The sequence below is a fragment of the Cyanobium sp. WKJ7-Wakatipu genome (genome assembly GCF_024345355.1).
In the GTDB taxonomy this organism is placed as follows: Bacteria; Cyanobacteriota; Cyanobacteriia; order PCC-6307; family Cyanobiaceae; genus Cyanobium_A; species Cyanobium_A usitatum.
On record NZ_JAGQAY010000009.1, the window covers coordinates 16,672 to 28,290 of the forward strand.

General features: G+C 62.6%; 11 protein-coding genes. 9 read left to right on the forward strand and 2 right to left on the reverse strand.

What is annotated here, in order from left to right; translation table 11 throughout:
- The first annotated feature begins 63 nt into the window (after positions 1 to 63).
- The 4 genes from KBY83_RS07195 (at position 64) to rlmN (ending at position 7,411) form a co-directional block, all read left to right on the forward strand.
- Positions 64 to 1,968, forward strand: a complete 1,905-nt coding sequence (locus KBY83_RS07195) for a DNA-directed RNA polymerase subunit gamma (protein WP_255018942.1) — start codon at positions 64 to 66, stop codon at positions 1,966 to 1,968.
- A gap of 70 nt (positions 1,969 to 2,038) precedes the next feature.
- Positions 2,039 to 6,154: a DNA-directed RNA polymerase subunit beta' gene (locus tag KBY83_RS07200; RefSeq protein ID WP_255018943.1), complete on the forward strand. Its 4,116-nt coding sequence runs from the start codon at positions 2,039 to 2,041 to the stop codon at positions 6,152 to 6,154.
- On the forward strand, positions 6,147 to 6,320 hold the full coding sequence (locus KBY83_RS07205; protein WP_106502361.1) for a chlorophyll a/b-binding protein: 174 nt from the start codon (positions 6,147 to 6,149) through the stop codon (positions 6,318 to 6,320). The genes KBY83_RS07200 and KBY83_RS07205 overlap by 8 nt, the downstream gene beginning before the upstream one ends.
- Positions 6,321 to 6,361: 41 nt before the next feature.
- Positions 6,362 to 7,411, forward strand: coding sequence for a 23S rRNA (adenine(2503)-C(2))-methyltransferase RlmN (gene rlmN, locus KBY83_RS07210; protein ID WP_255018993.1), 1,050 nt, complete (start codon positions 6,362 to 6,364; stop codon positions 7,409 to 7,411).
- 12 nt (positions 7,412 to 7,423) lie between these two features.
- On the opposite strand, the gene KBY83_RS07215 is transcribed toward rlmN, so the two are convergent.
- The gene (locus KBY83_RS07215) at positions 7,424 to 8,695 is read right to left on the reverse strand and encodes an AmpG family muropeptide MFS transporter (protein ID WP_255018944.1); all 1,272 of its coding nucleotides are present in this window, start codon (positions 8,693 to 8,695) and stop codon (positions 7,424 to 7,426) included.
- 67 nt (positions 8,696 to 8,762) lie between these two features.
- Here KBY83_RS07215 and KBY83_RS07220 point away from each other — a divergent pair, with 67 nt between their 5' ends.
- From KBY83_RS07220 to KBY83_RS07240, 5 genes are all read left to right on the forward strand, one after another.
- The gene (locus KBY83_RS07220; RefSeq protein WP_254931229.1) at positions 8,763 to 8,888 is read left to right on the forward strand and encodes a hypothetical protein; all 126 of its coding nucleotides are present in this window, start codon (positions 8,763 to 8,765) and stop codon (positions 8,886 to 8,888) included.
- 96 nt (positions 8,889 to 8,984) lie between these two features.
- Positions 8,985 to 9,740 carry a HEAT repeat domain-containing protein gene (locus KBY83_RS07225; protein ID WP_255018994.1) on the forward strand — a complete coding sequence of 252 codons (756 nt, stop codon included), beginning with the start codon at positions 8,985 to 8,987 and terminating at the stop codon, positions 9,738 to 9,740.
- A gap of 49 nt (positions 9,741 to 9,789) precedes the next feature.
- Complete coding sequence (locus KBY83_RS07230) at positions 9,790 to 10,023, forward strand: DUF2997 domain-containing protein (RefSeq protein ID WP_255018945.1); 234 nt, start codon at positions 9,790 to 9,792, stop codon at positions 10,021 to 10,023.
- A 23-nt stretch (positions 10,024 to 10,046) separates the two neighbouring features.
- A complete protein-coding gene (locus KBY83_RS07235) occupies positions 10,047 to 10,436 on the forward strand; it encodes a DUF1257 domain-containing protein (RefSeq protein ID WP_255018946.1) in 390 nt (129 codons plus the stop codon).
- 20 nt (positions 10,437 to 10,456) lie between these two features.
- A complete protein-coding gene (locus KBY83_RS07240; RefSeq protein ID WP_255018947.1) occupies positions 10,457 to 10,852 on the forward strand; it encodes a ferredoxin in 396 nt (131 codons plus the stop codon).
- Here the strand turns inward: KBY83_RS07240 and rsmG are convergent.
- Positions 10,818 to 11,567 (reverse strand): 16S rRNA (guanine(527)-N(7))-methyltransferase RsmG, encoded by a 750-nt coding sequence (rsmG, locus tag KBY83_RS07245; RefSeq protein ID WP_255018948.1) that lies wholly within the window; start codon positions 11,565 to 11,567, stop codon positions 10,818 to 10,820. The genes KBY83_RS07240 and rsmG overlap by 35 nt on opposite strands.
- Positions 11,568 to 11,619 lie beyond the last annotated feature (52 nt).

Below are 11,619 nucleotides of genomic sequence, written 5' to 3' on the forward strand. Positions count from 1 at the left end.
GCTCCTCCAGCGGGCGAAGCCGTGCCTCCCATTCCTTTCTCGATCTCCGCGAGCTGCAAGCCGATGTCCAACAGCAACCTCCGCACTGAAAACCACTTCGACTACGTCAAGATCACCTTGGCGTCGCCGGAGCGGATCATGCAGTGGGGGCAGCGCACGCTGCCCAACGGTCAAGTGGTGGGTGAGGTAACCAAGCCCGAAACCATCAACTACCGCACGCTGAAGCCCGAGATGGACGGGCTCTTCTGCGAGAAGATCTTTGGCCCGTCCAAGGACTGGGAGTGCCACTGCGGCAAGTACAAAAGGGTGCGTCACCGCGGCATCGTCTGCGAGCGCTGTGGTGTGGAGGTGACGGAGAGCCGGGTGCGCCGCCACCGCATGGGTTTCATCAAGCTGGCTGCCCCCGTATCCCATGTTTGGTATCTCAAGGGCATTCCCAGCTATGTAGCGATCCTGCTCGACATGCCCCTGCGGGATGTGGAGCAGATTGTTTACTTCAACTGCTACGTGGTGCTCGATCCGGGCGACCACAAAGACCTCACCTACAAGCAACTTCTTACGGAAGATGAGTGGCTGGAGATTGAGGACCAGATCTATGCCGAGGATTCGGATATTGAGAATGAGCCCGTAGTGGGCATCGGCGCCGAGGCCTTGAAGCAACTGCTGGAAGATCTTGAACTCAACGAGACCGCTGAGCAGCTGCGTGGGGACATTGCCGCCAGCAAGGGGCAAAAGCGCGCCAAGCTGATCAAGCGCCTGCGCGTGATCGACAACTTCATCGCCACTGGTGCCCGTCCCGACTGGATGGTGCTCGATGTGATCCCGGTGATTCCGCCCGACCTGCGCCCGATGGTGCAGCTCGATGGCGGCCGCTTCGCCACCTCAGACCTCAACGATCTCTACCGCCGCGTCATCAACCGGAATAACCGGTTGGCCCGTTTGCAGGAGATCCTGGCTCCTGAAATCATCGTTCGCAACGAGAAGCGGATGCTGCAGGAGGCGGTAGACGCCCTAATCGACAACGGCCGCCGTGGTCGCACCGTGGTGGGCGCCAACAACCGAGCTCTGAAGTCGCTGAGTGACATCATCGAGGGTAAGCAGGGCCGCTTCCGTCAAAACCTGCTTGGTAAGCGGGTCGACTACTCCGGTCGTTCCGTGATCGTGGTGGGTCCGAAGCTGAAGATGCACCAGTGCGGCCTGCCTAAGGAGATGGCGATCGAGTTGTTCCAGCCGTTCGTGATTCATCGCCTGATCCGCCAGAACATCGTCAACAACATCAAGGCCGCTAAGAAGTTGATTCAGCGCGCCGACGATGAAGTTATGCAGGTGCTTCAGGAGGTGATCGAAGGTCATCCGATCCTGCTGAACCGAGCTCCGACCCTGCACCGTCTTGGCATCCAGGCCTTTGAGCCCATATTGGTTGATGGTCGCGCCATCCAGCTGCACCCCCTGGTGTGTCCGGCCTTCAACGCCGACTTTGACGGTGACCAGATGGCCGTGCACGTGCCGCTGGCGATCGAAGCTCAAACTGAGGCCCGCATGTTGATGCTGGCGAGCAATAACATCCTTTCGCCTGCCACTGGCGAGCCGATCATCACCCCGTCCCAGGACATGGTTCTTGGCGCTTATTACCTCACGGCCGAAAAGCCTGGAGCCATCAAGCCTGAATTTGGCGACCGGGCCAAGACCTTCGCCAACCTCGACGATGTGATTGATGCCTATGAGGAGAAGCACCTTCACCTCCACGATTGGATCTGGGTGCGTTTCAGCGGCGAGGTGGAGAACGACGACGAGGACAAGCAGCCCCAAAAAGAAGAAACCCTCAGCGACGGCACTCGCATCGAGCAGTGGCTGTTCCGCCGCGATCGCTTTGATGAAGATGGCGCCCTTATCAGCCGCTACCTGCTCACCACCGTTGGACGCGTCGTGATCAACCACACGATCATCGACGCCGTGGCTGCGACCTGACGGCCGTTCCGGATTAAAGGTTCCGGGTTTCCGTTTTCCTTCCTCTTACGTCTATCAACTGCGCGCAGCCATGACAGCCACACCCGCTAAGAAAACCACCAAGAAGAGCGCCAAGAAGGCCGCTGAGGCAGCCGCTCTCGAAATTGCAGCTGCTGCAGCACTAAAGGCGAGCAAGGCGCTTAGCAAGCAGGCGCCACCCTTCCGCAACCGCATCATCGACAAGAAGGCGCTGCGCAATCTGGTCGCTTGGGCCTACAAGCACCACGGCACGGCTGCTACGGCCTCACTGGCTGATGAGCTCAAGGATCTCGGCTTCCACTACGCCACCCAGGCCGCCGTTTCGATCTCCGTCGACGACCTGCGCATTCCTGGTGACAAAGCTGCTCTGCTGGCTGAAGCCGAGGAGCAGATCACTGAAACCGAAGAGCGCTACCGACTTGGTGAGATCACCGAGGTTGAGCGTCACACCAAGGTGATCGACACCTGGACCGAAACCAACGAACGTCTCGTGGCTGCGGTTCGCCGCAACTTCAACGAGAACGATCCACTCAACTCGGTTTGGATGATGGCCAACTCCGGCGCCCGGGGCAATATGTCCCAGGTGCGCCAGCTAGTGGGCATGCGCGGCTTGATGGCTAACCCCCAGGGGGAAATCATTGACTTGCCGATTCGCACCAACTTCCGTGAGGGTCTGACGGTCACCGAATACGTGATCTCCTCCTACGGCGCCCGCAAGGGTTTGGTGGACACCGCCCTGCGTACAGCAGACTCCGGCTACCTCACCCGTCGCTTGGTAGACGTAGCCCAGGACGTGATCGTGCGGGAAGACGACTGCGGTACAACCCGCAGCATTCCGATCGATGCTGATGAGAAAGGCAGGTTTGGTTTCAGGTTGATCGGCCGCTTAGCAGCCGAGCCCGTGGTGGCAGAGGACGGCGAAATTATTGTTGATCGCGACGGTGAGATCGATCCGATCCTGGCGCGCCGGATCGAGGCAGGTGGTGTGAAAACGGTGAAGGTGCGTTCGCCGCTTACCTGTGAGGCCTCTCGTTCGGTGTGCCGTAAGTGCTATGGCTGGGCCCTAGCCCACAACCAGTTGGTTGATCTGGGCGAAGCCGTCGGCATCGTCGCTGCCCAGTCGATCGGTGAACCCGGCACCCAGCTGACGATGCGGACCTTCCACACCGGTGGTGTGTCTACGGCCGAATCCGGCGTGGTGCGCTCTTTAGTAGATGGCACGGTCGAATTCGGGCCCAAGGCTCGGGTGCGCCCCTTCCGCACCCCCCACGGTGTGGAGGCCCAGCTAGCCGAAACAGACTTCACCCTCAGCGTTAAGCCCACGGGTAAAGGCAAGCTGCAAAAGCTCGATATTATTAGTGGCTCGATTCTGTTTGTCGCTGATGGCGACACCGTGCCCGGGGACACGATCCTGGCCCAGATCGCTGCTGGCGTGGCGGTTAAAAAGAGCATTGAGAAGGCCACCAAGGACGTGATCTGCGACCTGGCCGGTCAGGTGCGATATGAGGATGCGATCCAGCCCAAGGAGGTCACCGACCGCCAGGGCAACATCACCCTCAAGGCCCAGCGCCTGGGCCGGATGTGGGTGTTCAGCGGAGACGTTTACAACCTGCCCCCCAATGCCCTGCCCGTGGTGGGCGGCAACAAGCCCGTCACCACCGGGGAAGTGCTGGCCGAAAGCCGCCTAGTGAGCGAGTACGGCGGCGCCGTGCGCCTGCGTGACAGCGCCGGTGACTCCCGCGAGGTACAGATTGTTACCTCCAGTCTCACCCTCAAAGACTGCAAGTTGGTTGGTGAATCCACCCACTCCGGCGAGATCTGGCACCTCGAGGGCAAGGACAACATCCGCTACCGCCTCAATACCGCTCCGGGCAGCAAGATCGCTAATGGTGAGGTGATCGCGGAGCTCGCCGACGACCGCTTCCGCACCCAGACCGGAGGCACCGTCAAGTTTGCCCCTGGCCTTTCGATCAAGAAAGCCCGTAGTGCCAAGAACGGCTACGAGGTGAGCAAGGGCGGCACCCTGCTGTGGATCCCCCAGGAAACCCACGAGATCAACAAGGATATCTCCCTGTTGATGATTGAGGATGGCCAGTGGATTGAGGCTGGCACCGAGGTGGTGAAGGACATCTTCAGCCAGACCGCAGGCATCGTCACGGTGACCCAGAAGAACGACATTCTTCGGGAAATCGTTGTGCGCTCAGGCACTCTGCACCTTGTTTCCGATAGTAAAACCATCAGCAAATTTGCTGACGGCAAGATGGTTACTCCTGGCGAGGAGATCGCCAAGGGTCTTAAGGCAGAGGCGATTCTGTTTGTTGAGTCAGTTGAAACCCCCGACGGTGGGGCCCTGCTGCTGCGTCCGGTTGAGGAGTACGCCATCCCAGATGCTGCCCACCTGCCCGAATTAGGAGCGGTTAAACAGTCTGGCGGCCCCTCTTTGAATCTCAAGGCCACCCAACGCCTGGCCTTTAAGGACGGCGAGCTAATCAAGAGCGTTGATGGAGTGGAGCTGCTGCGCACCCAGCTGATCCTGGAAACCATCGACACCACTCCCCAGATGACGGTGGATGTGGAAGCGGTGTCTGATAAGCGGGCTAAGACGATCGAGCGCCTGCAGCTCACGATTTTGGAAACCCTGCTTGTGCGTCGCGACACCCTCTCCGACGCCAGCCACGGCTCCACCCACACCGATCTCCAGGTGGAAGACGGCATTGCTGTGAAGCGCGGCGATGTGGTAGCCACCACCCAAATCCTCTGCAAGGAGGATGGAGTGGTTCAGCTGCCTGATCTGGTCGATGGCGAGCCGATTCGCCGTTTGATCGTGGAGCGCGATGGCGACACCCGCAACATCGAGCTTGGTTCGGCCAAGTGTGAGGTTGGGGTTGAGCAGCGCATCGTCGACGGGGACCGGCTGGCGGAAGGGGTCGAAGCCCCTTGCTGCGGTCAGGTGGAGGCCATCAACGGCAGCACCCTCACGATTCGCCTCGGTCGCCCCTACATGGTTTCGCCCGACTCCGTGCTGCACGTGCGTGATGGCGAGTTGGTGCAGCGCGGTGACGCCCTAGCCCTGCTGGTGTTCGAACGTCAAAAGACAGGCGACATCGTGCAGGGTCTGCCCCGTATCGAGGAGCTGCTGGAGGCCCGCCGTCCGCGGGAATCCACAATTCTCTGCCGCAAGAGTGGCACCGTGCAGATCAAGCAGGGTGATGACGATGACTCGATAACCGTCTCGGTTATCGAGCACGACGATGCCATCACCGAGTACCCAATCCTTTTGGGTCGCAACGTGATGGTGAGTGATAGCCAGCAGGTGCACGCCGGTGAATCGCTCACCGACGGCCCGATCAATCCCCACGAGTTGCTGGAGTGCTTCTTCGAAGATCTGCGCAGCCGCAAGCCCACCATGGACGCGGCCCAGGAGGCGATCTCCAAGTTGCAGTTCCGGATGGTCACGGAGGTGCAGAACGTCTACAAGAGCCAGGGAGTTGCGATTAGCGACAAGCACATCGAAGTGATTGTGCGCCAGATGACCAGCAAGGTACGCATCGAGGATGCCGGGGACACCACCCTGCTGCCCGGTGAGCTAATCGAGCTGCGTCAAGTGGAGCAGGTCAATAGCGCCATGGCAATCACCGGTGGCGCGCCCGCCGAGTTCACACCGGTGCTGCTTGGTATCACCAAGGCTTCGCTCAACACCGACAGCTTCATCTCGGCTGCCTCCTTCCAGGAGACCACCCGGGTGCTCACGGAGGCGGCCATCGAGGGCAAGAGCGACTGGCTGCGCGGTCTCAAGGAGAACGTGATCATCGGCCGCCTGATCCCTGCTGGTACTGGCTTCAGCGGCTTCGAAGAGGAGCTGCGGGCAGAGGCGGGCCCCCATCCCGACATCCTCGAAGAGGAGGCCATGGGCTATCGCCGTATGCAGAACCTGCGTCCCGATTACACAGTCGAGATGCCTGCCCCGGCGGCGTCGATGGCCGTGCTGGATGATCCCTCCGATGCGGATCTTGAGGCAACTCGCAGCCGCCATGGCATCGAAGCCAGCGCCAGCGGCACGGCAGCTTTTACCAGGCCATCCGTTGAGGAGGGTCTGGAGGAGGAGCTGATCGCTGATCCCGCTGCCCTCGAGGGCCTACAGGAAGAGGGTCTGCTCACCGATGAGTGATTCCGCCCGCACCAGCCTGAATACGCCGGTGCCCCAGCGCCGGTTGCCCCGATTTGGCTTCCACACCCACACCGAGCTGCTCAATGGCCGCATGGCCATGCTCGGTTTTATTGCCCTGCTTGTGGCGGAGTGGAAGCTGGGCCACGGCTTGCTGATCTGGCCTTGAGCACATCGCCCGCTGCGCCGCTAGCCACTCCCCTGCTGGGGATGGGTTTGCCGGCCCTTGAGCAGTGGGCTGTTGGCCATGGTCAAGCCGCCTTCCGCGGCCGTCAGCTGCACGATTGGCTTTACGCCAAGGGAGCCCGCAGCCTCGACCAGGTAACGGTGCTGCCAAAGGCTTTCCGGGACCAGCTGGCCGGCCAGCCCCCCAGTGGTGCATCCGACTGGATCGGTCGCTCGCGGGAGCTGCACCGCAGCGTCGCCCGCGATGGCACCACAAAACTATTGCTGGGTACTCACGACGGCCTCAGCCTCGAGACCGTGGGCATCCCCGCAGAAGGCAGGCTCACGGTGTGTGTGAGCAGCCAGGTGGGCTGCCCGATGGCCTGTCGTTTTTGCGCCACCGGCAAAGGGGGGCTGCAGCGCTCCCTGGCGGTGCACGAGATCGTTGATCAGGTGCTGAGCGTGCGTGAGGTGATGGACCAGCGCCCCAGCCACGTGGTGTTTATGGGTATGGGTGAGCCCCTCCTCAACAGCGAGGCGGTGCTGGCAGCGATCGATTGCCTCTGCACCGATCTCGGTATGGCCCAGCGCCAGATCACCGTGAGCACAGTGGGGGTGCCCAAAAGCCTGCCCACCTTGGCGGAGCAGGCCCTAGAGCGGCTGGGTCGGGCCCAGTTCACCTTGGCGGTGAGCCTGCATGCCCCTGACCAGAAGCTGCGGGAGGAGCTGATCCCCACGGCCCATGCCTACCCCCTGGAGGCGTTGCTGGCCGATTGCCGCCACTACGTTGAGCTCACCGGCCGGCGGGTGAGTTTTGAATACATCCTGCTGGGTGGGCTAAACGACCAGCCCCGCCATGCGGAGGCCCTTTCGCGGCTCCTGCGTGGCTTCCAGAGTCATGTGAATCTGATCCCTTACAACCCAATTGCCGAGGAGGAATTCCAGCGTCCGGCGCTTGGCGCAGTGGAAGCGTTTCGACAGGCCCTGATCGATCGCCACGTGGCTGTCAGTGTGCGGGCTAGCCGCGGCCTCGATGCCGATGCAGCTTGCGGCCAACTACGTCGCCGGCTTGAGGGCAGCCTGGAGCCGGCGTGAGCTGGAGCTTGATCAGGTGGCGTCGCGGCTGGGATCGAAGGCGCCGCGTGCTTCCTTTTCCCCCCAGGGGGTGAGCTGCAGCATCAGCAGAAAAGCGGGTATGGCGGCAGCGGCCGTAGCCAGGAAAAACATGGGCCAGCCCACGTTGCCCGCCACCACGCCGGCCGGGGCCGACAGCAGCGAGCGACTCAGTGCGTAGATGCCGGAAAGTAGGGCGTACTGGGTGGCCGAAAAGCGCGGGTTGCAGAGGCTCATCAGCAGCGCCACAAACACCGCGCCCACCATGCCTCCGCTCAGGTTCTCCAGGCTCACGGCGGCGATCAGCCCACCGAAGCCCCAATTGAACTGGGCCAAGGCCCAATAGGTGAGGTTGCCGCAAACGCCGGCGATTGCAAACAGCCACAGGGAGAGGTTCATGCCGATCCGGGCAAACAGCACGCCGCCAATCACGGTGCCGGCCATGGTGGCGGCAATCGCCCAGCCCCCCTGCACCAAGCCGATCTGGGCATCGCTGAACCCCTGCAATTTCAGGAAGGGGATGGCCATGGCGTTCAGTAGGCCATCGGGCCAGCGGTAGAGCAGCACCAGCAGCAGCAACTGCCAGGCCCGGTTTGGTCCCGCCCGGAACAGGAACTCCCGCGCTGGACCAAGCACCGCCTGCCGCAGGCTCTTGACCGGGTGTTGCACCGGTTGCAGGGCCGGGGCCCAGATGGTGAAGGGCACTACGGCCGCCAGCAGAGCTGCGGCGGCAAGGAAGGCGGCCGGCCAGCCAAAGCGATCAGCCAGCAGGAAGCCACCGGCACCCACCGCGAGCATGGCGGCCCTGTAGCCGAGGGTGGCTCCGGCAGCACCTGGCCCCCGCTCCGCTTCGGGCAGGAGGTCGGTGCGGTAGGCGTCGACAGCGATGTCCTGGGTGGCACTGCAGACGGCCAGCACCAGGGCCGCGATGCCGATGGCGGTGAGGCTGGCTGGATTAGTGCTGGGTTGCAGCAGGGCCATCGCCGCAATCACAGGCACCAGGATTAGCTGCATCAGCAGCAGCCAGCCGCGGCGGCGATCGGGCCAGGCGATCGGCCAGCGGTCTAAAAGCGGCGCCCAGAAAAGCTTGAGGGTGTACGGCAGCTCAGCTAGCGGGATCAGGCCAATCAGGGCGAGAGGTACTCCGCTGGCGGTGAGCCAGCCCTGCAGCAACTTGCTGCCCACCATCAGCGGGGTGCCGCTGGCTACTCCCTCGGCGGTCACAGCTGTTAGACGCCGCCAGCTGCCAGAACTCTTATCTGCCATCACATAGGCGTTATTCGGCGAACCCTAGGGGCGATGATGGAAGCCAGCACTCGCAAACGCCTCGGCTGTGCAATTTTTTCGCTCCACCCTGCTGCCGGCCGCGATTGTGGTGTTGTTTGGTCTGGCCCTGTTTGCCGTGAGCGCCCGCATCTGGTTGCCAGGTGACATGGCGGCCCCCGCCCCGATTGGCTGAGTCAACGTTGTGAGCGTTTCTCCCCAGTCCGATAAGCCGTCCGGTGGGGATAGTCCCTTCGGTGGCAGTCCCCAGGAGCTGTACCTCGACCCCGAGATGCTGGCTCAGGAGCTGGCAGAAGAGCTGCGCGGTGATCCGCTCGACGATCTTGATAGCAGTGATCCAACGGCCAGTGATGTAGCGGCCGAGTGCGATCTGGGCTTGGCGTTGTTGCGGGGCGATGCAGGGGCAGACAGCCAGGAGCGGTGCATGCAGGGTTTGCGCATTTTTTGTGAACACCGTGATCCCCGGGCCCTGCCCCTGTTGCTGCCGCTGCTGAAGGAGAGCTGCCCGATCCTGCGGATGAGCGCGGTCTACGCCTTGGGCCGCAACCCCAGCCCCCAGGCGGTTGAGCCCCTGCTGGGCCTGCTGGTCTCAGATGACAACGGCTACGTGCGCAAGGCCGTGGCCTGGAGCCTGGGCAACTACCCCGACGCTCCCATCCTTAATCCCCTAATCCGCTCCCTGCAGGTGGATATCTCCGCGGTGCGCCTCTGGGCTGCCAGTTCCCTGGCTGAGGCGGGCTGCACCGGGCCGGCAAAGGCCGATCCAGCTGCGGCCCAGCTGTTGCTCAGCATGCGCATCGACAGTGAGCCGGCGGTGCGCAGCAACAGCGCCTGGGCCCTCGGTCGCCTCTACGGCGAGCTGGTGGAGCCCCGGCAGCAGCTGGTGGTTGAGTCCCTTTTGCATTCCATGCTCAACGATTTCGAATCGGGTGTGCGCGATGAGGCCCGGCTGGCCCTTGAGCAGCTCGAGCAGCCGGAGGTGTTGGAGCGTCTGCAGACCCTGGTGGAGGAGGGGTTGCTCAGCTGAACAGGAGCAGGATTTCCTGGTTAACATCTTCAAACCTTTCCAGCGTGAGATGGATCAGCTCACCATCCGTTATCGAATCCATCCCGATGGGCGCGTCGATGAGCTGGTGGAAGGGCTGAATGGCATGGCGTGCGAGCAGCTCACTGAGCGCATTGAGGCCAGGCTTGGAGTTGTGCAGCAGCGCCGGTCAACGGCTGAGGCCTTTCTCTGCGAGCGACAGGCCCAGCAAAGCCAGGTCCAGCAAAGCCAGGTCCAGCAAAGCCAGGTCCAGTCTCTCTCCTGAACCAATTACCTCTTCCTAGATCGATGTCGCACTTCAGCACCATCAAGACCGAGCTCCGTGATCGCCAGTCCTTGCTCGAGGCTCTCGAGGATCTGGGCCATGGCCCAAGGCAGGGAAGTTTGATGGTGCGCGGTTATCGCGGCCAAACCGTGGAGGCCCAGTTGGCTGTGGCCCAGCCCAATGGCGCTGATATCGGTTTTCGCCTCAATCCTGAAACCGGTAGCTATGAGCTGGTGACCGATCTCGACCTCTGGAATCAGGCCGTGCCGGTAGAGCGCTTCTTGGCCCAGCTCAATCAGCGATATGCCCTGCGCAGCATCCTGGCCGCCACGGCTGAGGAGGGTTTCCAGGTGAGCGAGCCAGCCCAGCAGCAAGACGGCTCCATTGAATTGGTGGTTACCCGTTGGGCCTAGATCCGGGAGCTCACCCCGGCATGGTTGATCCCTCCCTGGCGTTCACCGCCACCGCCCTTTCCCCCGAGTCACGGCGTAGTGGTCACGAACCACTGCTGGGTGGAGCTTTGGGTCAGAAGGCCGTCTGGGTTGACGAGGCTGTCTGCATTGGCTGCCGCTACTGCGCCCACGTGGCCGTCAACACCTTTGCGGTTGAGCCCCACTGGGGCCGCTCCCGGGCGATTCGCCAGGACGGCGACTCCACCGAGCTGATACAGGAGGCGATTGATACCTGTCCCGTTGATTGCATCCATTGGGTTGCTTATGAGCAGTTGCCCGAGTTGCAGCAGCAGCTAGACGGCCAGGAAATTCTTCCCCTTGGTGTGCCATCGCCGGTGCGGCTCAAGCGCACGTTGCCGCGCCTAGGGGCTGCTTAGCCGGCAGCCCCACGGCCCTGGGATAGGTGCGCGGGCAGGGGGCCAGCGGTTTAACCACCAGGGCGTGGCGGCTACCCCGGCCACTAGGTAATTCCCTGGCCAGGCACTGGTCGATGCCAGCCTTCAGGGGGATAAGGGCGGCGTTGAGGTCCCGTTGGTCATTGGCTGACCACTGGCCGCGATAAAGCAGGGCTCGCCCCAGGGGTTGCAGCAGCGGTACCAGGTATTCGGCCACCACTGGCGCGCTGGCCACGGCCCGGGCCAGAGCCCAGTCGAACTGGCCCCGACAGGCCTGCTGCTGGCCGGTGCGCTCGATCCTTTCGCAGCGCAGCTGCACACGCTCCCCAAGCCCTAGCGCTGCGGCCATGGCCTGCACCGCCTCCACCTTGCGCCCCACCGAATCCACCAGGGTCAACTGGGCCTGGGGAAAGGCGATCGCTAGTGCTAGGCCGGGGAAGCCACCGCCGGTGCCCACATCGATCAGCCGCAGCGGTGCCTGGGCTGCCCCCGATTGCAGCAGGGGCACCAGGGGCCAGAGGCTGTCAAACACCTGGGCTATCCAGAAGTCGTCGTCCTCCACCAGCCGGGTCAAGTTGAGCTTGCTATTCCATTGGCGCAGCTGCTCCTGCAGGTCGCTAAGCGACTGTTCTTGGGCTGGGCTGGGCTGCCAGCCGAGCTCCTGCCAGAGGGCATTGCCGGTGAGGGTGCTAGCCATCCAGCTTGGTAACGGGTTTCTGATCTCTAGGATCCCGCAGACCGGATCGTTT

Coding starts and splice junctions, on each gene's coding strand:
- KBY83_RS07195 (WP_255018942.1), top strand. CDS start 64: ATGTCCAACAGCAACCTCCGCACTGAAAACCACTTCGACTACGTCAAG.
- KBY83_RS07200 (WP_255018943.1), top strand. CDS start 2,039: ATGACAGCCACACCCGCTAAGAAAACCACCAAGAAGAGCGCCAAGAAG.
- KBY83_RS07205 (WP_106502361.1), top strand. CDS start 6,147: ATGAGTGATTCCGCCCGCACCAGCCTGAATACGCCGGTGCCCCAGCGC.
- rlmN (WP_255018993.1), top strand. CDS start 6,362: ATGGGTTTGCCGGCCCTTGAGCAGTGGGCTGTTGGCCATGGTCAAGCC.
- KBY83_RS07215 (WP_255018944.1), bottom strand. CDS start 8,695: ATGGCAGATAAGAGTTCTGGCAGCTGGCGGCGTCTAACAGCTGTGACC.
- KBY83_RS07225 (WP_255018994.1), top strand. CDS start 8,985: ATGCTGGCTCAGGAGCTGGCAGAAGAGCTGCGCGGTGATCCGCTCGAC.
- KBY83_RS07230 (WP_255018945.1), top strand. CDS start 9,790: ATGGATCAGCTCACCATCCGTTATCGAATCCATCCCGATGGGCGCGTC.
- KBY83_RS07235 (WP_255018946.1), top strand. CDS start 10,047: ATGTCGCACTTCAGCACCATCAAGACCGAGCTCCGTGATCGCCAGTCC.
- KBY83_RS07240 (WP_255018947.1), top strand. CDS start 10,457: ATGGTTGATCCCTCCCTGGCGTTCACCGCCACCGCCCTTTCCCCCGAG.
- rsmG (WP_255018948.1), bottom strand. CDS start 11,567: ATGGCTAGCACCCTCACCGGCAATGCCCTCTGGCAGGAGCTCGGCTGG.